Below are 19,700 nucleotides of genomic sequence, written 5' to 3' on the forward strand. Positions count from 1 at the left end.
ATCAATGCGGTGTTGATCAGGCCGACGCCGAGGTTCATGTTGATCCAGTCAGCGAAGCTTTCGCCGACCGTGGTGCACAAGATCTTGATGATCCAAAACCAGATCGTGACCTCGGGAACCTTGTTCAGCATCTGCTTGACATGCGTCCGAGAGCTCTCGGGCGTCGTCACAGTTGTCATGTAACCCTCACATAGAACGGGCAGCAGCACAGAGGGGGCGCCCCTCACGTCTGCGGAACGGTAACTGTCTACAACTGTGTAGACAAGCGCAGCCTCGGATCCGCAGGACGGCGGGATGACTTCGATTGCTCGTCAAGCCCGCCCGGGCCGCGCCGCCGGGGGCGATATCCGCGGCACGGTTCGCATTCCCGGAATGACCTCTGCTTTTATTCTTTCCTTGGCCTGCGCAAGGACTTTCTGTACACCTGTTATGAGCCGGGGGCGACATACCTTATAGGCGGGACCTTGAGATTGCCCCGTGTGATGCAGGGCACGCCTTTGGCCGAAATTCTGGGAACTTCGTCCCAGAATTCAATCTGCGGAGCGCGTGAATTCGCGTCGCCCGATCCCCCGTGCGGCCTCCCCCTCCTGGCCACGCAAAGGCTCTCCTGTCACTCCCTACCCAGTGCCGGAGAGGCGGTGTGGGCCCGCCTCGGCTGGTTGCTCGCCGACTCGCTGCCGGTCTCCTTGCTGGGTGCCCGCCTCTGGAACCACCTGCCCCTCAGAGGTTTCATTGGTCATACTGCTCGACTGTGCCAGCGGGAACCTGAACGCATCCTGACTGCCACCGTGTATCACTCGCCCCACTTGTGCAGCACGAGCAGCATGGCTCCATGCACACACGCACCTCTCCTCCGTAACGGTCGTCCCCCACTCTCGGCGGGCCGAACTCTGATTCAACCGCCGCCGACACCCCACACTCTCCCGACGACCAGCAGCGCCGTCCTCTCGGCGCCTGTTGGCTGAACTCCCCTGCCTTCGCTCGACCACCTGTGCGTGCTTCTCCACGGGTGGGATGAATCAGCAGTCGAGCGCGGCCGCAGCTGATGGCAGGAAGTATCGGACTGGCTCGTGGCTCAGGCCGCGTACCCCGACGGGTGCTCCGGTTCGGCGACATCCCTGCGGGTGACGTAGAGGTAGGTGACCAGTCCGAGGATGACCGCCAGGAACAGAGCGCTGGTCACGACGGCGCCCAGGTCGAGGCCGCCGTTGCTGGTGGGCTGGGAGAGGTAGTCGCCGATCGAGGCGCCCAGCGGGCGGGTCAGGATGTAGGCGATCCAGAAACTCCACACCGCGTCCAGATCCAGCGCGAAGTGCGCGATGGCCACCGCGGCGATGGCCGCCGCGAAGAGCACGGCGGACAGCCAGTAGCCGAGGTCTATGCGCTCGGACACCAGGTCACCGGCTGCGGTGCCGAGTGCGAAGGTGAACAGGACCGCCAGCCAGTAGAAGGACTCGCGGCTGGTGGTGTCGATGTGGTGGATGGACAGGGTCCGCTCGCGCCGGTGCCAGACGGCGAACACGACCGCGAGGACGATCGCGAAGACCGTGGTGCTCGTCTCCAGCGGCACGCCCATGTTGTCGGTGAGGTTGTCGCTGATCAGCGTGCCGACGACGCTGATCAGCGCCACCGCCGACCAGTACACGCCCGGCCGGTAGGCGCTGGAGCGGAACTGGACCACCAGGACGACGGCCAGCAGGGCACTCATCAGCACCGACACACCGGTCAGCCCGAGACCCGCCTTCTCGTTCAGCAGGTCCGCCGCGGTCTCGCCGACCGTCGTGCACAGCACCTTGATGATCCAGAAGTAGACGGTGACCTCGGGCACCTTGTTCGAACGCAGCCGGCCCCGAGAACCGGAGGGCTGACCGGCCTGCGGAACCACCTGACTCTCACACGTTTCATAGGTCACGTTGTCCGACCGTGCCACCGGGCACCTGAACGCATCCTGACTGCTGGCGCGCTTCACCCACCCCGCCCGTCCCGCACGGGCACCATGGCGCCATGCACACACATATCGCCCACTTCCCTATAGCGGGCCTCCGTCCCACCCCTGCCCACGTGACGGAAGAGAACCGCCTTGAACACTCCGCGCACCGCTCCAGCGCCCACTGACCGCGCGACCGCCTGGCTGCGGCGTCGACTGGGTCGGGCCGTCGTCATACCGAGGCCCTGCTCCTGGCCGTCACCGGGCTGGCCGGAGGCATCCTCATCGGCTGGGCTCTGTCGGAAATGCTGGTCAAGGTCCTCACCGGCGTCTTCGACCCCCCGCCCGCCAGCCTGGCCGTGCCCGGCGCCTACCTCACCCTGACAGCACTGGCCGCCCTGATCGCCGTACTGGCCGCAGCCCTGAACGGGATCCGCCGCGCCCGGCGCCCCGCCATCGAGGAACTGCGCGACCTGTGAGCCAGCGCGCGACAACCGACGTGTCTACCCTGACGGCCATGGGCACGCCCGCCGCACCCGACAACGGCCGCTTCCGAGTCCTCGTGGTCGAGGACGACGACGTCATCGGCCACCATCTCCAGACCGGCCTGCAGGGCAACGGTTACACCACCGCCTGGAGCCGCACCGGCACCGCCGCCCTCGCCGAAGCAGGCCGCGCCCCCTACGACGCCCTGCTCCTGGACCTCGGCCTGCCCGACATGGACGGCCTCGACGTCGCCCGCACCCTGCGCGCCCGCTTCCGGGACCTCTTGATCGTCATCCTCACCGCCCGCACCGACGACATCGACATCATCGCCGGCCTGAACGCCGGCGCCGACGACTACCTCGTCAAACCCTTCAGCCTCACTGTCCTGCTGGCCCGCCTCCGCGCACACCTACGCCCCAAGGCCCTCACCTCGGTCCCCGACCAGCCGATCCACCTCGGCGACCTCGTCATCGACCCCACAGCACGCCGCTGCCACCTGGCACGACACGGAACTCCCCCTGCTTCTGAAGGAGTTCGAACTGCTCACCCTCCTCGCCCGACACGCGGGCGAGGCCGTCTCCCGAGATCTGGGACGAGAACTGGTTCGGCTCCACCAAGACCCTCGACGTCACCATGGCCGCCCTCCGCCGTCGCCTCACCAACGCCGCCGAGACACACCCCGCCCCCAGCCGCCTGCCTCGCATCACCACACTCAGAGGACACGGCTACCGCCTGGATCCATGACCTACTTCGTTCACACCGGCGTCCTGCAGTTCCGAGCCGCTACCGGCGGCATTGGGCCAGGGACCACGTTGCCATTGGTCCCGGTGACCACCCCTGCAGGGAGGCACAGTCCTACTCGGAAGAGTCAAGGACCGTCGGCGAATTCAATCTACACATCCTTTACCAAATCGCATAAATCGTTTTATGCAAGCATGAGACCGGGGCCGCCATCGACAAGGGTGTCCGGTGGCGACCGCGGAGCCAGGTGGCCGCCACGGTGCCAAACGTCTTCGCAGGTCACAGGGTAGCGATGCAGTGCGGGCCGCACCCGTGCGCAGGTGCGGCCCGCCTTCTGCAGAGGCAGTGCCTCGTTCCCTTCAACGATCACTTCGCGAAGACGCAACGGAGTGCTCGACGCCACTGACGTACGCGCCCCGGCCGAAGACCGGAGCCGCTGCGACCCAGCCCAGTACCCGGCCGTCGCCTTCGAGGGCGACCGGGCGGCGTCGAGCACCTCCCAGGCCGGGGCAATGGCCTCGAAAGTGGCGTTGCCCTCGTTGATGCCGAGCCGATAAGCCGCCAGGATCTGGCTGCCGCGCCCGGACCGCATGGCCAAGTTCGTGATCGCGCTCGTGCTGACCGCGCATGGCCGGCCTGGCCTCTACTCGGATGGACGGCTCGGCGCCGGGACCCTGCGAAACCTTCTGGCCGTGCGCGGGGAACCTGTGCGGGTGTCCGGTCCCGGGCGATACAGGCGGTGCCGGGCGACGAGCTCAAGGGTCACCGCCACCGCGATGGCCTGCACAGCCATGAGCGCGATGAGGACGAACAGTTGCACCACTCCGGCCAGAACAGGGCTGGCCCCTCCGAGGAGCATGCCGACGAACGCACCGGGGAGCGTGACCAGCCCGACCGTACGAGTCTGGTCCAGACCGGGCAGGAGAGCCTCGGAGGCCGCGGGACGTGCGATCTCCATCCGCGCGTCCCGGTCCGGGAACCCCAGCGCCATCGCGGCTTCCACCTCTCCGCGACGCTGGGACAGTTCGTCCAGGGCACGCCGTCCGGCAAGTACGGTCACGGTGAGTGCCCCACCGATGAGGATGCCCGTGATCGGAATCAGGGCGACGCCCGTCAAAGGGACGAGCCCGGTGGCAAGGAGCGCCACAACGACCGGTATCACACCTGCGGCGATCGGGGCGGCCGTCAGCCACCAGGTGTGGTTGCCGGTGACTCTCCGCCCGGCCGTGCGCACGGCCACCGCGAACATGACCGCGAGGAACGCCAGGAGCCCCAGCACTGACTTGACCGCCCAGGTGATGACCACCGAGACCAGGGCGAGCTGGACGGCCGCGCGGAAGCCGGCGAGGAGGATCTCCCGGGCCCGGCTCTTGTACGGGTGCGGATCGAGACGGAACCAGCCCGCGACCGCCGCCGCCACCAACAGCAGAGCGGCGAGCAGGACGCCGAGGGTTGGGTTGACCGGTACAAGAGATGCCGCACTCGACGTCACGTATTCCGCCTCAAGAAGCTGCTGCACGGGCCGATGGGGTACGCGGGTCCCCAACCTGAATGGCCCCGACGGCCGACAGCGCAGTCTACGGTGCCGCAGTGCCGGGAACGGGCACCGGTCTCGCGCTCGCCCGCGATCTGGCCGTCTCCTTCGGCGGCCGGCTCTCCCTGACCAGCCGCGCCCCCGCCACCTTCACCCTGCTCCTCCCGGTCCACCCCGGTGACCGCGAGGACACCACGTCGACGATCGGACGAGCGCGGGCGTCGCACCGGTTACGGGCGGTACTCCCCGCGTCCCTGGGGCTCGTGACCGCCACAGCAGAAGCCGGGCCGGTGCCGATGCTCTCCCGGCGATACCGCACTGGCAGTGCCGGAGCACGTCGCGCACCGCGCCCACTGCGCGCTGTCGACCATGTGGTCGCTGTCGGATGCGGCGTTGGCCAGACTGGTACAGCAGACGGCCAGCAGCAGGCCACCCGCCACGAAGGGCAGGCTCCGTCGTGCGGGAGGCGGAGCCAGCAAAGCCCGCACCCGCTGCGGCACCGCCCCACCAGTCACAGCCAGAGCCGGGGGACGCGACGCGCCGGCCGATGCCAGGGCGGCACGTCCGACGGCATGAGCGACGACCCTGCGATCTCCGACACGCTCGGCGGCCTCCTCGTCGGCCCACCGTTCCAGGACGTAACCACCGGCGACAGCCACCGGCCGCAGCAACGGGTTCAAAGCCGCCGTGAGCCGCCACACGCCCTGGAACAGGTGGTGCAGGCCCCGCAGATGGGCCCGCTCGTGCGCGAAGCAGGGCCTCGCGCTCGTCGCCGCCGAGGCAGCGCAGCATTCCCCGCGAAACCACGACCCGCCCCGGTGCGCCGGGCAACGCGAAGGCCAGCGAAAGGTCGTCGTCCACCACGACCAGCTCCGTCTCCCCTGGCAGGTCGGCGCACTCCCGCCGCGCCCACACGAGGCGACGGACCTGCCGTACGGCGGCAACGACCAGCGAGACGAGGCCGACGGCCAGCATCAGAGCGCTGCCGGCCGCGACGACGCGGTACACCGGGTCCTCGGCGCGCAGCGCGGCCACGGACCATTGGCCCTCGGCGGCGACCTGCGGCACCTGGGCCACTCCGGTGAAGGCCAGCAGGGCCAGTGCCCCCGCCCAGCCGAACGCCGTCACGAGCGCGGCGCGGGCCAGGGCCCATGCGGCGGGACGTGGGGGCAGTCTGCGCGCCGGCCGGGGCCCGAGCGCGGCGAGCAGGGCCGTGACGACGAACGGGACGTAGACGCTGATCAGCACCGGCTCCCCGCTTCCCGCGGGAGCGCTCACCCTCGGCACGCGGGAAGTCCCCGGACAGCAGCTGGTGCAGCATGTGCTCGTCCTGCGCCGACAGTTCGGAGACGAAGCGGGCCAGCACGGCCTCGCGGTCGGAACCGCCCTCCAACAGCGACTTCATGCGGTGGGCGGTGTGGGACGCCTCGTCGCGGGCCGACTCGTAGGCGTAGCCGCGGCCCTCGCGGCGCCGGCCGAGCATGCCCTTGTCGTACAGCCGGGAGAGAATGGTCAGGACAGTCGTGTGGGCCAGGTCGCCCGGCAGCCGCTCCTGTACCTGACGTGCGGTCGACGGGCCGTCGGCGGCCCAGAGCTCGGCGAGCACATCGCTCTCCAGTTCACCGCGTGCCCGCCTGCCCGCTGCTCCTGAGCCTCCCCGTCCCTTCGGTCCCTCGCCGTCCACCTTCCTTCGTCATGAGTTCGTAGAGCTTACCCGGCCTGCGACTACAAGTTGTAGGAGGTGGGCTCCGGGCTTCAACGCTCGAACTACTACATGTCGCAGAGTTCCGTCGCTCCCTTCACGTGCGGAGGAAAAGCCCATGCCCCACGCCGGAAGCACGGCGCCCGGACTCGCCCTTGCGGGCGCCATTCCGCGGCAGCGGGCCACACCGCGCGACGCGGGCCGGGTCGCGGTCGTCTCGGCGAGCGTCGGAGCCGGTCACGACGGTGCCGCCGCCGAGCTGGAGCGCCGTCTCGCCGCGGACGGCTTCGCCGTCGACCGGTACGACCTGATGGATCTGCTGCCCGCCGGACTCGGCCGGGCCGTTCGGGACGGCTACCACCGGATGCTCGTCATGGCCCCTGGGCCTACCAGCGGATCTACGCAGGCACCGAACGCGCGGGCGGCAGCGGCCCGGTGGCACGGGCCCTGCTGCGCGCCTCCGAGAACCGTGTGCTGCGCGCGCTGCGCCCGGACGTCGGGGCGGTGGTCTCCACCTACCCGGGAGCCAGCCGAGTGCTGGGCAGTCTGCGCCTGAAGGGGCGCCTGGCCGTCCCCGTCGTCACTTACCTGACCGACTTTTCGGTACATCCGCTGTGGGTGGCGGACGGTGTGGACATCCACCTCGCCGCCCACGCGGTGCCCGCCGACCAGGCGCGAGCCGCCGGAGCCAGGGACGTACGGGTGTGCGGACCGGTCACGGACCCGCGCTTCCGCCCTTGCGGCGCCGAGCAGGGGGGCCCGTGCTCGGGCGTCGTTCGGGTTGCCCGAGCACGCGCCGCTCGCCCTTCTGGTCGCCGGGTCCTGGGGTGTCGGCCCGGTCCGTAAGGTGCCCCTGGAACTGCGTGACTGCGGCGCCGCCGTCCCGGTCGTCGTATGCGGCCGGAACGAAGCCCTGGTCGAGCAGCTGCGTGCGGACGGGATCGAGTACGCCTTCGGCTGGGTCGACGACATGCCCGGCCTGATGCGTGCTGCGGACGTCCTCGTCCAGAACGCCGGCGGCCTCACCTCCCTGAAGGCGTTCGCCTCGGGCCTGCCCGTCGCCAGCTACCGCTGCATACCGGGGCACGGGCTGACCAACGCGGCCGCCCTGGACGAGGCGGGTGTGGCCGTCTGGGTCCGGGACACGGCCGATCTCAAAGCGGTGCTGTGCGACCTGATCGACGGTCCGCTCGGAGCCCGGCAGCGGGCAACGGGTCTCGCCCTCTTCGCCCAGACGCAGGACGGCGGCCCGGCGGCCGAGATAGCGCGCGTTCACCGATCAGGACTCGGGGACCGGAGCCAGAATCCCCCGCCGCCGGGCCCCGGCCGGCCCCGCCGCCTGCGCACCCGGCGGCTCGCGGTCAGCGGCGCCACCGCCTGCGCGGTGTGGGCGTGCGCCGTCGGCACCGGGGTCGCGACGACCTACGACGGACCCGCGCTGATGCGCACCCTGGGCCACGGCCTCGACCTGGACCGGCTCACGCCTGCCCTCGACCAGGAAGGGCACCACCAGTGACGACCTCCCGCCCGCTGCGCACGGCCGCACTGGCCGCCCTGCCCGCCGCCGCCCTGGCAGCGGTCCACTGCGCCCCCGTCGTCTCCACGTTCGGGCCCCTGCGCAACCGCACCATGCCGCGACTGTCCGGCCACGGCCGCGCGGACCACGTCGCCCTCACCTTCGACGACGTGCCAGACCCGCTGTCCACCCCCTTCTTCCTGCGCCTGCTCGACGAGCGCGGGGTGCGCGCCACCTTCTTCCTGCTCGGCAGCGAGGCCCACCGCTCCCCCGGCGTGGTGCGCGAGATCGCCGCGGCGGGTCACGAGATCGGCGTCCACGGCTGGCGGCACCGGCCGCTGCTGCTGCGCGGCCCGCGCGCGACTACGACGACTTCGCCCGCGCCCGCGGCACGGTCGCCGACATCACCGGCACCCGGCCGACGCTCTTCCACCCGCCGTACGGCATCATGTCCACCGCCGCCCACGTGGCAGCCCGGCGCCTCAAACTCACCCCCGTGCCGTGGACCTGCTGGGGCGAGGACTGGACCGCGCGGGCCACACCCGAGTCGGTCCACCGCACGGTGACCGCGGACCTCGCCGACGGCAGCACCATCCTGCTGCACGACTCGGACTGCACCTCGGCCCCCGGCGCCTGGCGCTCGGCCCTCGGCGCGCTCCCCCGCATCCTCGACACCTGCACGGAGCGAGGCTACGAGGTCGGCCCGCTCTGCGACCACGGATAGCCGCTGCCGGACACGAGCTGCGGGAACCCCCTGCAGGCGCCGATCGTCTACAGCTATGTAGACGATCGGCTCTGGCGTAGTCGTTCATTCCTGTCCGCTCACCGACGTCAGGGCATGACCGCTCGCCGGATGTACCAGGCGTTGGAGTCCGACCCGGACCCCGAGGCCGTGCTCGCCCGGTTCGTCGACAGGCTGCCCGCCACGGACGAAGAGCTGCTGCGGCAACCGCTGGGCAATCTGCCGGAGGAGCGGTGAGCGGCGATGCGGCGGCGGCCGTGGTGCTCGACAGCGGCGAGGGCGGCCACAAGTTCGCGGGCAAGATCGTCATGGCAGCCCTCGCCGCGAACTGAAGCAACACCCTGGAGAGTGACTTTGACGACCAACCACAATGGGTGGACTTTGCGTCTCGCGGCCCCGATGCGGAGAATTCCCCCGCGGAAGCCAATGGTCGTCGACCGGCCGACACCGCGCCCAGCGGTGTGGATGGCCGGGGCCGGTATCGCACTGTTCGCTCTGGTCGGCGCGAGTGCGCCCAACCACAACACGCTCAGGGCACCGATCCCCTGGCTCCGGCTGCCTGCCATGGCCGGCACCGTCTCCCAGACGGCCACGATCGCGGCCATCGTGCTGTCGTTCTGGGGCACGCTGGGCATGCTCAAGGCCCATGAGCGGGGCTGGAGACCCGATGCCCGGCTCCTGTTCCGGCTCGGCGCCATGACCGCGCTCGCCGTCGCCAACCTCACCCCCGTCGGCTCCTCTGACACGGCCAGCTACGCCGCGTACGGCCGCATCGCCGCGCTCGGCGGTGACCCGTACGTGACGACTCCCGCCCGGCTGGGCGGCGCGTACGCCCACCTGGTGAGCGAGGCGTGGCGGAACACACCTTCCGTGTACGGGCCGGTGGCGACGTGGTGGCAGGGCGCTGCGGCATTCATCGGCCAGGAGCGGCCGTGGCTGACCATTTGGGCGCTGATGCTCGCGAACGCCGCCGTCTTCGTGGGTGCCGGGTACCTGTTGCTGCGGACCGCCGACGATCCGGTCCGTGCGGGCCTGCTGTGGAGCGTCAATCCGCTGCTGATCGGTGTGCTGGTCGAGGGTGGACACCTGGACACCCTCGTCGCAGGCCTGGCCGTCTGCGCGGTTCACCTCGCCCGCAGGACGGCCCGGTGGCACCACGACCTGATCGTGGGAGGGCTGGTCGGCCTTGCCTGCGGTGTGAAGATCAGTGCCTGCCTGATCGGTGTCGGGCTGTCCTGGCCGCTGCTGCGTTCGGGCAGCTGGCGACCGGCCGCCCGGCAGGCATGCGCGGCCGCGCTGACCCTGGCCGCGCTCTACGGAGCCTACGGCGCGCACGCACTGGCCCCGCTCTCCGCGGCCTCCCGACTGGTCTCTGCACCCTCCTTGTGGGCGGTCTTCGATCAGTGCGCCACCACGGTCCTGGGCCCTGGCTCGACCGCGGTGATCGTCAGCGTGCTGTGGCCGGTGGTGATGCTCGCGCTGGCGTGGGCGCTACGCCGCCGCGCCGCTCCGGACGCCCCCTCCGTCATCGCCCTGCCGTTCGCGCTGGCCTTCGCCTGGGTCCTCGCGGCACCGTGGTCGATGCCGTGGTACACGGCTCTCGCCTGGGCCCTGGCGGCCCTGTTCAGCCAGGGCCGCCCGACCCAGTACCTCACCGTGGCCACCGCCGTCCTGGCCCTGTCCCACAACAGCGGCGGCCACGGCTGGACATGGTGAGAGACCACGCCGGGCCGGCCGCAGAGGTGTTCGGCCAGCTGTCCACAAGGACATCGGCGGCCGACCTCGGACCGCCGGTTTCCCATGCTGGCTTTGACGGCATGATGAGCCGGCGCTGACGCACAGGCCCACCGTCCCAGGCCGAGTTTCAGACGCTCCGTACCTGAATCTCATGGTTGTGCAGGAACCTGGGAGCGGTCAGGGGAGTCATCCCAGGCAGGGGGTCGATCACCAGAGAGGCATGAGGATGGCTGATCAGAGCAGCCGCCCCGCGCGGAGCGGGGCCGCCTGGCACTGGTGGTTCCTCGGACTCTGGGCGACCGTCTGGTTCCTGGCGGACCTGCACGGCGGCGGCTACTCGTGGCACTACTTCGCGAACGGCAGCACCTTGCTGTTCTCCGGCTCCGGAGCCTCGCCGGCGGGGGGCCTGCACCTCTATGCGAACTACCCGAACCTGCAGATAGGACCACTGGCCTTTCTCTGCGCCTGGGTTCTGGGGAACCTCGGCGGGGTCGTCGCCGCCCAGCTGACGATGATGAGCGTCGGCCTTCTGGTGCTGCGGCTGATCGAGCAGACGGCACTGGCCCGGCAGCCGGATCTGCGGTCGCGCCCGCAGGCCCTGCGGATGACCGTCGCGGCCGCCGGCGCGGTGTTCCTGATCGTCTGGGCATCGCTGGCGGTGCACTACAGCCACCTCGACGACGTGCTGGCGCTGCTCTTCGCGGCACTGGCGATCCGGGCGGTCCTCGCTGACGTCCCGGCACTGGCGGGACTGAGTCTGGGCCTAGCCGTGGACGCCAAGCCGTGGGCTCTGGTTTTCCTGCCGCTGGCTCTCGCCGTGGCCCGCGCCCGACGACGGCATGTCGCGTTCTACGCCGTCGCCGTCGTGCTGCTGGCCTGGCTGCCCTTCGTCGTCGCCGACCCCGCGACGCTGGGTGCGACCCAGTACCACATCGTCAACGAGCCGTCCTCGGCGCTCCGCGCGCTCGGGGTGTCGGCGGCGGGGACGCCGTCGTGGGACCGGCCGGCGCAACTCGTGCTCGGCTGTGTGCTTGGGGCGGCCGCGATCCTCCGAGGGCGCTGGGTGGCGGTGCCGCTGCTCGGCATCGGCGCGCGACTCCTGCTGGATCCCGGCGTCTACGACTACTACTCGGCGGGATTCCTACTCGGCGCCTTGGTCTGGGAGGCCCTGGGGCTGCGTCGGCCCGTGCCCGTCTGGTCGCTGGTCTCCTTCGGCGCACTCTACCTCGCCCCGAGGCTGACCAACGACGCGCAGGTCCTGGGCGACCTCCGACTCTGGCTGGTTCTCGCGGTGACCCTTAGCGTCCTGCTGGCTCCACGGGACTGGTGCGTCGCGTCGAAACCGAACAAGGTCGCCGCCGGCGCCCTCCGACTGCCTCCCCGAGACCCGTGGGTCGCCCACTCGGTCGGCGCGCGGAAGCGAGCAGGTGGTCCGTGCATCACTGAGCGTGACTGACGCGAGCCCGGGCACAGGCTCTGTAACTACCGCGTCGTTGACAGGGAAAGTCACGCTGGTGACGGGGCGACCAGCGGCATCGGGGCAGCCGCCGCGGAAACGCTCGCCGAGTGCGGCACGCACGTACTGGTGGCGAGCCGGGGCCGAGGGCGCGGCGGGGCCGTCGTTGAGGCCATCCGGCAACGCGGTGGCACGGCGGACTTCGTGATTGCTGACCTGCTGGACGCCGACTCGGTGCGACAGTTGGCTCGGCAAGCCGTCGAACTGGGCGGTGGCCGGGTGGACACCCTGGTCAACGGCGCGGGCATCTACCATCCCGGGGTCCACCGAGCAGACGCCGCGGAGCAGGCTTGACGCCGTGTACGCACTGGATGTGAAGGCCCCCTTACTATCTGGTGGCGGTACTCGCGCCGGCGAGGGCCGAGCGGGGCAGCGGGGCGGTCATCAACGTCAGCACCATGGCGGCCGCGCTCGGCGTCTCCGAAATGGCACTGTACGGCTCGAGCAAGGTGGCCGTGAACCTACTGACCAAAGCCTGCCGAATACGGCCCGCGCGGGGTCCGGGTCAACGCCGTGCAGCAGACCGAGCAGACGCAGGGCGGGGCGGACGCGGCGTGACCCGCTCCCCCGCCGTCCCAGGTGGCACCCTCGTCCTCGACAGCGAGGGCCTCGCCAAGGCCGTCCTGCGCGACCGCACCGTCACCGGCTGGCTCGCCCTCTCCGACGACCTGCGGGTGATCACCTCCGCGGCCCCCCTCGTCGAGGTGGTCCACCCCCGGATCAACCGCCCGGCCCTGGAGTAGACCCTGTCCCGCCTCGTCGTCGAACCGGTCACGGAGTCGATCGCCGGCCACGCCGCCGCCCTCCTGGCCGACGCGGGCCTGCACGGCCACAAGTACGCCATCGACGCCATGCTCAGCGCCACCGCCCTCGCCGCACCCGGTCCCGTCACCATCCTCACCTCCGCCCCTGAAGATCTGACGGCACTGTGTGGTCGACGCGTCACCATCATCAAGATCTGACCCACGCGCCCCGGGCTCTGCCGGACATCAAGGGACATCCCCTGTCGATCGTCGGCTCGTACAGCATCTCCGTGCCCTCCAGGCACGGCCCCTACCCCGTGCCGCTCACCCTCGGCAGACGGGGAGAGCAACGGTGGCCCGGGGCGCGCCTATTGCTGAGGGCGCTCAGTGTCCGAGCTACCGGGCTTCATGCTCCGGGTCGGACGCTGGCGGCCGGTCGTAGGCGGTCAATAGGCCCGCTCACCCCGCATAGAGCCGAAAAAGTGGCCGTCGGCAGTGCGAGTTCCTTGGGACTTCTCTGGGATTTCCGGCTGCATCAACAGGTACGAGCATGTAACAGCCGAAAGGCCATTCACTCAGGTCAGTGACCTGCAACCACCCAACGCCGCAGGTCACAAGGCTGGCACGTCTCTTCCGGGACATCTGACCATTAGGAACCAGCAGCTCCGCGCAGAGCGTCGCCTGCACTCGGCGCTCCAGCGATACTCGCCACCTTGACAGGGCCTGACCTGCCCAACAGGCGACCTGACACACCATCAGAACGAGCGTCAAATGAGCGTCACGAGCGTCATTCCAGCGTCAAGATATCGCCCGTAACGCCCACACCGCACATAATGCAGACACGCAAAACCGCAGGTCAGGAGCCCTTAGCCACCGGCTCAAGGATGGCGACGCACTCCACATGATGCGTCATCGGGAACAAGCCCGCTGAGAATCGCCCCGCTTCGTGCGACGGACCTGCCGCCCCGCCCCGTAAAGCAGACGACATCAGCCCGCAGGGAGGGGAGCGCGCACATGGCAGTGCACAGAGTCAGAGGCGTCAGAGGCGCGGCGGTCGCGACGGCGGCGATGGCCGCGCTGACCGCGTCACAGGCGCCGGGGGCGGCCCCGCCACGGGCATCCGTACCCCAGAAGGAGGCGCCCACCGCGCACGGGCCGAGCGTGTCGGGCGACACCCCGTACCGCACGGGCCTTCCGCCACTGCGGACCCGGGAGGGCGAGCGCGGGGCATCGGTCGCGGGCGCCGCGCTGCCGGCGACCGTGTTCGCCGCCTATCGGCAAGCCGAGGCGGAGCTCGCGCGCACCGCGCCCGGCTGCCGGCTGCGGTGGCAGTTGCTTGCCGCGATCGGCCAGGTGGAGTCCGGGCAGGCGCGGGGCGGTCGGGTGACGGCGGACGGTACGACCGTGGCACCGATCCTCGGGCCGCGGCTGGACGGCGTCACCTTCGCCCTCGTGCGGGACACCGACGGCGGGGCCTACGACGGGGACGCGGCCTACGACCGGGCGGTCGGACCGATGCAGTTCATCCCGTCGACCTGGGCCCGCTGGGGCACGGACGGCAACGGCGACGGTCGGGCCGACCCCGGCAACGTCTTCGACGCGGCACTCGCTGCCGGGCGCTACCTGTGCGCGGGCAGACGGGACCTCTCCGACCTGGCCGAGCTGGACCGGGCGGTCCTCGGCTACAACCACTCGGAGGCCTATCTGCGCACAGTCAGGGCCTGGTACGCGTACTACCTGGAAGGGCACCGGGTGGTGCCGGACAACCGGGCCAAGTCCGCGGCGCAACCGGAGCCGTCTCAGCCACCGGCGACGCCCAAGCCGTCCACCCGTCCGAGCGCCGCCCCTTCCCCGGCCCCGTCCGCACCCGCCTCGCCGACCCCCACCAGGTCCCGTCCGGCGGGCGTGGCCAAGGAGACGGAGGAGCCCCAACTCCCCGTGCCCGGCACGGACATCGAACTGCCCGGCGACGAACTGCTGCCCAGCGGCGGTCCGCTGACCAGCAACGGTGTGGACACGATGGCCTCCTCCCCCTCCACAACCGAGGATACTCGGCGGTAATATCCCACTCGCCGGGCGGCACAGGACCGGCGGGTGAGCGCGAGGGGGCCCTCATGGCGATGGACATGCCGGACATGCCTGCGGAGATACAGGCGGCCCACGACCGTTGGCAGCGCATGTGGAGCCACCGCGAGCAACTGCTCAAGGTGGCCCGGCGCAGGTCGATGAGTCCGGAGGACGCCGAGGACGCGGTGCACGAGGCGATGCTGCGCGCCGCGGAGCGTCCCGACCTGGACGACGAGCGCCTCGGCGCCTGGCTGACGACCGTGACCATCCGGCTGTGCGTCGATCGGTACCGCCAGGTCAACCGTGAGGCCGAGGTACACCGCAGTCCCACGCTCACGGCGCCCGGGCCGGTGCCCGTCGAGGAGGCGGTGTGCGACCGGGCCGAGGCCAGGTGGCTGGCCGTGCGTAGCGGGGAACTGCCCGCGCGGCAGGCCGAGGCGCTCCGGCTGAAGTCCGAGGGCCTCGACGTCGGCCAGGTCGCCGTGCGCATGGGGCTGAGCTATCGGACCGTCGAGTCGCTGCTCGCCCGGGCCCGGCGCACGCTGCGCAATTCGCTGGCCGGAACGCTGGGCCTCGCCCTGTTCCTGTGGGGGCGCGGCAAGCTACGCGCGGGCGGACACACGCAGGCCGTGGCGGTGACCTCGACGGCCGCGACCCTGGTGGTGGCGGGGTTTGTGCTGCCGTACGTCCACGACGGGGGCGAGCAGGACACGGTTCCCCGCCCCTCCGTGTCCCGCATGGCCGAGGCGACCACACAGACCGCCCGGCCCGACGGCGCCGGCCGGGCAGCCGCCCTGAACGCCCGTGATCTGTCGGCCGCCTCGACGTCCCGCGGAGCGACGCCGACGGCGCCGCCTGGCGACCACGACCGGTCGCCGCTGCCGCTGTCGGTGCCGTCCCTGCCGGAGGCCTCGCTGTCACCGGTGCCGGCCGTCCCCCAGATCCCGGGGGTGTCCGACCTGCCGAGCGTGCCCCCTGTCCCCGAGGTCCCGAGGGTGTCCGACCTGCCGAGCGTGCCCCCTGTCCCTGATCTGCCCGCCGCGTCCACGGTCCCGACGGCGCTTCCGGCCACACCCGAGGCTCCCGTCGAGGTACCGACCCCGACCGCACTGCCGTAGATCCTTCGAAAAAAATCCGCGTCCGCCACGACGGACGCCCCGCCCCTCCCCGTAGAGCAGATGTCGGAGCTGCTCCACGGTGCGAAGGGTGGACCGGATGGGTGTCGAGATCTGTGTGGAAGGGCTGACCAAGTCCTTCGGTCACCAGGTCATCTGGCAGGACGTCTCGCTGACGCTGCCCGCCGGGGAGGTCTCAGTCATGCTCGGCCCCTCGGGCACGGGCAAGTCGGTGTTCCTCAAGACGCTCGTAGGACTGCTGAAGCCGGACCGGGGTTCCGTGAAGGTCGCGGGCCGGGATGTCACGAAACTGCGCGAGCACGAGTTGTACGAGGTGCGGAAGCTCTTCGGCGTGCTGTTCCAGGACGGCGCGCTGTTCGGCTCGATGAACCTGTACGACAACATCGCGTTCCCGTTGCGCGAGCACACCCGCAAGTCCGAGAGCCAGATCCGGCGCATCGTGCTGGAGAAGATGGACATGGTCGGGCTGATCGGTTCGGAGGGGAAGCTGCCCGGCGAGATCTCCGGCGGTATGCGAAAGCGAGCCGGTCTCGCCCGAGCCCTGGTCCTTGACCCCGAGATCATCCTCTTCGACGAACCCGATTCCGGCCTCGACCCCGTGCGCGTCGCCTATCTCAACCAACTCATCGTCGACCTCAACGCACAGATCGACGCGACCTTCCTGATCGTCACGCACGACATCGCCTCGGCCCGCCAGGTGCCGGACAACATCGGGCTGTTGTTCCGGCGCGAGCTGGTCATGTTCGGGCCCCGCGAGAAGCTGCTGACCAGCGACGAGCCCGTCGTACGGCAGTTCCTCAACGGCCGGATGCAGGGGCCGATCGGCATGGCCGAGGAGAAGGACGCCGCGCAGGTCGAGGAGGAGCTGGCACGGCTCGGCGACCTCGACCGGCGCGTCCGCCATGTCGGCAACGACATGACACCGCGTCTGCTGCCGAGCCCCGGCATCACCCGCCCGCCTCGCTGGGAGGCGATCGCGCGCCGCGAGTCCGAGCTGCACCGCAGTGAGGTGGCGGACGCATGAGGCTGTCACCGACCGGAGCGCTCAGGCACTCGGGGAATCTCTTCGCGATGGCCCTGGACGTCGTCCGGACCATGCCCCGACGGCCGTTCCAAGCACGGGAGTTCATCCAACAGGCCTGGTTTGTCGCGAGCGTCACCATCCTGCCGACGGCCCTGGTGTCCATCCCCTTCGGCGCGGTCATCGCGCTGCAGATCGGCAGCCTGACCCGGCAGCTCGGCGCTCAGTCCTTCTCCGGGGCCGCCTCGGTCCTCGCGGTACTGCGGGAGGCATCGCCGATCGTCACCGCGCTGCTGATCGCGGGCGCCGGCGGCACGGCGATCTGCGCGGACCTCGGGGCGCGGAAGATCCGCGAGGAGATCGACGCGATGCAGGTGCTGGGCATCGATCCCATCCACCGGCTGGTCGTCCCACGCGTCCTGGCGTCGATGGTGGTGGCGGTGCTGCTCAACGGCCTGGTGTCGGTGGTCGGCGTCGCGGGCGGCTACTTCTTCAACGTCGTCCTGCAGAACGGCACACCGGGCGCCTATCTCGCCTCCTTCACCACGCTCGCCCAGCTCTCCGACCTGTGGGCGGCGGAGGTCAAGGCGCTGGTGTTCGGCGCGATCGCCGCGATCGTCGCCTCCTACAAGGGACTGAGCGCGAAAGGCGGCCCGAAGGGTGTGGGCGACGCCGTGAACCAGTCAGTGGTGATCACGTTCATGTTGCTGTTCGTGACGAACTTCGTGATGACCGCCGTGTACTTCCAAGTCGTTCCGCAGAGGGGCTGAGCCATGGCGCTGCTGAATCGCCTGGAGGAACTGGGCAGCCAACTGTCCTTCTACGGCCGCTCGCTGGCGTGGACGGGCCGCACCGTACGCCGCTACAAGAAGGAGATACTGCGGCTGCTCGCCGAGGTGAGCTTCGGGCGCGGCGCCCTCGCCGTCGTGGGCGGCACGGTCGGCGTCATCGCCTTCCTGTCGTTCTTCACCGGCACGGAGGTGGGGCTCCAGGGCTACGCCGCGCTCAACCAGCTCGGCACCTCGAATTTCGTGGCGTTCCTCTCGGCGTACTTCAACACCCGGGAGATCGCCCCGCTGGTGGCGGGTCTGGCGCTCTCCGCGACGGTCGGTGCCGGGTTCACGGCCCAACTGGGCGCGATGCGGATCAGCGAGGAGACCGATGCCCTCGAGGTCATGGGCGTGCCCTCGCTGCCGTTCCTGGTGACCACCCGGATGATCGCCGGCTTCGTCGCGGTGATCCCGCTGTACGTGGTCGGGCTGCTGTCCTCGTACCTCGCCGCCCGCACCATCACGACCGGCTACTACGGGCAGTCGGCGGGTACCTACGACCACTACTTCCAGCAGTATCTGCCGCCGGTCGACGTGCTGTGGTCCTTCGGGAAGGTGCTGGTCTTCGCCGTCCTGATCATCCTGGTGCACTGCTTCTACGGCTACTACGCGAGCGGCGGCCCGGCGGGCGTCGGCGTCGCCGTGGGCCGCGCCGTGCGGACCTCGATCGTCGCGATCAACGTCCTGGACTTCTTCCTGTCGCTCGCGATCTGGGGCGCCAACACGACCGTACGGATTGCGGGGTGAGCCGTATGCGAGTGCTGAGGCTGCGGCTGTACGGCGTCGTGTTCCTCGCCGTGCTCGCACTGCTGCTGTCCCTGTCCGTCGCCGTGTACCAGCAGGTGTTCACCCCGGCGGTACGGATCAAGCTGGAGGCCGACAGCCTCGGCAACCAGCTCGATCCGCGCGCCGACGTCAAGCTGCGCGGGCTGCTGGTCGGCGAGGTGCGCGCGGTGCACGCCGACGGGACGAAGGCGACGCTCGACATCGCGCTCAAGCCGGAGTACGTCGCGGAGATCCCCTCCGACGTCCACGCGCGTCTGCTGCCCAAGACGTTGTTCGGCGAGAAGTACGTCGACCTGGTCGCGCCCGCGCGCTCCTCGGCGCGGCCCATCCGCGCCGGGGACGTGATCACCCAGGACCGCACTCGCGTCGGCATCGAGCTCCAGCAGCTGATGAACGACCTGCTGCCGCTGCTGCGGACCGTGCAGCCCGGCAAGCTCAACGCCACGCTCTCCGCGTTCGCCACCGCCCTCGAAGGGCGCGGCGACCGGATCGGCGACAACCTCACGCGCGTGGAGGACTACCTGCACCGGCTCAATCCTCATCTGCCGTCCCTCACCGAGGACTTCGCACGGCTGGCCGACGTCGCCGAGGTGTACGGCGACGCGGCTCCCGACCTGATGGCGATCCTGCGCAACACCGTCTCCACCAGCCGCACCCTGGTCGAACAGCGGGACCGGCTCGCGTCCGCGCTCACCACGACGGCCACCGCCGCGGGCACCGCGGACGACTTCCTCGACGCGAACGGCGGCCGGCTGATCACCCTGGGCCGGGTCTCCCGCCCCACGCTCGACCTCTTCGCCCGCTACTCGCCCGAGTACCCCTGCCTCTTCGCCGGCCTGGTGCGCGAGGAACAGGCCTCCGAGCAGGCGTTCCAGGGCGGCAAGATGCACATCACGCTCGAAGTCGTGCGCCAGCAGGGGGCGTACGAACCCGGCGAGTATCCCCGCTACGGCGAGCGGTCGGGGCCGAACTGCCGCGACCTGCCCCATCCCCCGGTTCCCGCACCCGGGGTGCACCTCAACGACGGCTCGAAGGAGGGCACTCCGTCCGGACCGGGCGGCGTCTCCGCCACCCGGGCCGAGCAGCGCGCCGTCGGCTCGCTCGTGGCGCCCGTCATGGGCGTACCCGCCGACGAGGTGCCGCCGGTCGCGACCCTGCTGTTCGGACCGATGGCGCGCGGAACGGCGGTGAGCGTCGCATGAGGACACCGACGACC

General features: G+C 70.4%; 19 protein-coding genes and 5 pseudogenes. 19 read left to right on the top strand and 5 right to left on the bottom strand.

All coding sequences use genetic code 11. The annotated features are described in order from the left end of the window. Together ACFYXB_RS40910 and ACFYXB_RS40915 are read right to left on the bottom strand one after the other, a co-directional pair. Window positions 1–179 (bottom strand): annotated as a pseudogene (locus tag ACFYXB_RS40910) (hypothetical protein); the annotation flags it as partial. Window positions 180–1,075: 896 nt separating this feature from the next. Further along, on the bottom strand, window positions 1,076–1,912 hold the full coding sequence (locus ACFYXB_RS40915) for a hypothetical protein (protein WP_389590193.1): 837 nt from the start codon (window positions 1,910–1,912) through the stop codon (window positions 1,076–1,078). Window positions 1,913–2,172: 260 nt separating this feature from the next. Here ACFYXB_RS40915 and ACFYXB_RS40920 point away from each other — a divergent pair, with 260 nt between their 5' ends. The 3 genes and pseudogenes from ACFYXB_RS40920 (at window position 2,173) to ACFYXB_RS40930 (ending at window position 3,157) form a co-directional block, all read left to right on the top strand. Continuing rightward, window positions 2,173–2,406: a hypothetical protein gene (locus tag ACFYXB_RS40920; RefSeq protein WP_389590236.1), complete on the top strand. Its 234-nt coding sequence runs from the start codon at window positions 2,173–2,175 to the stop codon at window positions 2,404–2,406. Between the two features lie 38 nt (window positions 2,407–2,444). Further along, window positions 2,445–2,753, top strand: a pseudogene (locus ACFYXB_RS40925) (response regulator); the annotation flags it as partial. Window positions 2,754–3,046: 293 nt separating this feature from the next. Continuing rightward, window positions 3,047–3,157 (top strand): hypothetical protein, encoded by a 111-nt coding sequence (locus ACFYXB_RS40930; protein WP_389590238.1) that lies wholly within the window; start codon window positions 3,047–3,049, stop codon window positions 3,155–3,157. 640 nt (window positions 3,158–3,797) lie between these two features. Here ACFYXB_RS40930 and ACFYXB_RS40935 read toward each other — a convergent pair. From ACFYXB_RS40935 to ACFYXB_RS40945, 3 genes and pseudogenes are all read right to left on the bottom strand, one after another. Beyond that, window positions 3,798–4,646, bottom strand: coding sequence for an ABC transporter permease (locus tag ACFYXB_RS40935; RefSeq protein WP_389590239.1), 849 nt, complete (start codon window positions 4,644–4,646; stop codon window positions 3,798–3,800). A 1,330-nt stretch (window positions 4,647–5,976) separates the two neighbouring features. Further along, window positions 5,977–6,306: pseudogene (locus ACFYXB_RS40940) on the bottom strand (BlaI/MecI/CopY family transcriptional regulator); the annotation flags it as partial. A 181-nt stretch (window positions 6,307–6,487) separates the two neighbouring features. Continuing rightward, a complete protein-coding gene (locus tag ACFYXB_RS40945; protein WP_389590195.1) occupies window positions 6,488–6,751 on the bottom strand; it encodes a hypothetical protein in 264 nt (87 codons plus the stop codon). A gap of 74 nt (window positions 6,752–6,825) precedes the next feature. On the opposite strand from ACFYXB_RS40945, the gene ACFYXB_RS40950 reads away from it, so the two are divergent. The 16 genes and pseudogenes from ACFYXB_RS40950 (at window position 6,826) to ACFYXB_RS41025 (ending at window position 19,686) form a co-directional block, all read left to right on the top strand. Further along, window positions 6,826–7,236 carry a hypothetical protein gene (locus tag ACFYXB_RS40950; protein WP_389590196.1) on the top strand — a complete coding sequence of 137 codons (411 nt, stop codon included), beginning with the start codon at window positions 6,826–6,828 and terminating at the stop codon, window positions 7,234–7,236. A gap of 1 nt (window position 7,237) precedes the next feature. Then, window positions 7,238–7,906, top strand: coding sequence for a hypothetical protein (locus ACFYXB_RS40955; RefSeq protein ID WP_389590197.1), 669 nt, complete (start codon window positions 7,238–7,240; stop codon window positions 7,904–7,906). Further along, a complete protein-coding gene (locus ACFYXB_RS40960; RefSeq protein ID WP_389590199.1) occupies window positions 7,903–8,472 on the top strand; it encodes a polysaccharide deacetylase family protein in 570 nt (189 codons plus the stop codon). Before ACFYXB_RS40955 ends, ACFYXB_RS40960 begins: the two co-directional genes overlap by 4 nt. Beyond that, window positions 8,469–8,630 carry a hypothetical protein gene (locus ACFYXB_RS40965; RefSeq protein WP_389590200.1) on the top strand — a complete coding sequence of 54 codons (162 nt, stop codon included), beginning with the start codon at window positions 8,469–8,471 and terminating at the stop codon, window positions 8,628–8,630. Before ACFYXB_RS40960 ends, ACFYXB_RS40965 begins: the two co-directional genes overlap by 4 nt. Before the next feature lie 114 nt (window positions 8,631–8,744). After that, entirely contained in the window at window positions 8,745–8,885 is a 141-nt protein-coding gene (locus ACFYXB_RS40970) for a hypothetical protein (RefSeq protein WP_389590202.1), read from the top strand. A 228-nt stretch (window positions 8,886–9,113) separates the two neighbouring features. Beyond that, on the top strand, window positions 9,114–10,364 hold the full coding sequence (locus ACFYXB_RS40975) for a hypothetical protein (RefSeq protein WP_389590203.1): 1,251 nt from the start codon (window positions 9,114–9,116) through the stop codon (window positions 10,362–10,364). 247 nt (window positions 10,365–10,611) lie between these two features. Continuing rightward, window positions 10,612–11,841, top strand: coding sequence for a hypothetical protein (locus ACFYXB_RS40980; RefSeq protein WP_389590205.1), 1,230 nt, complete (start codon window positions 10,612–10,614; stop codon window positions 11,839–11,841). 78 nt (window positions 11,842–11,919) lie between these two features. Next, the gene (locus tag ACFYXB_RS40985) at window positions 11,920–12,195 is read left to right on the top strand and encodes an SDR family NAD(P)-dependent oxidoreductase (RefSeq protein WP_389590241.1); all 276 of its coding nucleotides are present in this window, start codon (window positions 11,920–11,922) and stop codon (window positions 12,193–12,195) included. A gap of 41 nt (window positions 12,196–12,236) precedes the next feature. After that, window positions 12,237–12,323 (top strand): annotated as a pseudogene (locus ACFYXB_RS40990) (short-chain dehydrogenase); the annotation flags it as partial. A 132-nt stretch (window positions 12,324–12,455) separates the two neighbouring features. Further along, window positions 12,456–12,863 (top strand): annotated as a pseudogene (locus tag ACFYXB_RS40995) (DNA-binding protein). A 795-nt stretch (window positions 12,864–13,658) separates the two neighbouring features. Next, complete coding sequence (locus tag ACFYXB_RS41000) at window positions 13,659–14,705, top strand: lytic transglycosylase domain-containing protein (protein ID WP_389590206.1); 1,047 nt, start codon at window positions 13,659–13,661, stop codon at window positions 14,703–14,705. Between the two features lie 53 nt (window positions 14,706–14,758). Further along, a complete protein-coding gene (locus ACFYXB_RS41005) occupies window positions 14,759–15,829 on the top strand; it encodes a sigma-70 family RNA polymerase sigma factor (RefSeq protein WP_389590208.1) in 1,071 nt (356 codons plus the stop codon). A 97-nt stretch (window positions 15,830–15,926) separates the two neighbouring features. After that, a complete protein-coding gene (locus tag ACFYXB_RS41010) occupies window positions 15,927–16,871 on the top strand; it encodes an ABC transporter ATP-binding protein (RefSeq protein WP_389590210.1) in 945 nt (314 codons plus the stop codon). Beyond that, window positions 16,868–17,638: an ABC transporter permease gene (locus ACFYXB_RS41015; protein ID WP_351361428.1), complete on the top strand. Its 771-nt coding sequence runs from the start codon at window positions 16,868–16,870 to the stop codon at window positions 17,636–17,638. The genes ACFYXB_RS41010 and ACFYXB_RS41015 overlap by 4 nt, the downstream gene beginning before the upstream one ends. A gap of 3 nt (window positions 17,639–17,641) precedes the next feature. Further along, window positions 17,642–18,445, top strand: a complete 804-nt coding sequence (locus tag ACFYXB_RS41020; RefSeq protein WP_351361431.1) for an ABC transporter permease — start codon at window positions 17,642–17,644, stop codon at window positions 18,443–18,445. Between the two features lie 5 nt (window positions 18,446–18,450). Next, entirely contained in the window at window positions 18,451–19,686 is a 1,236-nt protein-coding gene (locus ACFYXB_RS41025; RefSeq protein ID WP_389590243.1) for an MCE family protein, read from the top strand. The last annotated feature ends 14 nt before the right edge of the window (window positions 19,687–19,700 follow it).

The organism is Streptomyces sp. NPDC002619, from assembly GCF_042889305.1.
In the GTDB taxonomy this organism is placed as follows: Bacteria; Actinomycetota; Actinomycetes; order Streptomycetales; family Streptomycetaceae; genus Streptomyces.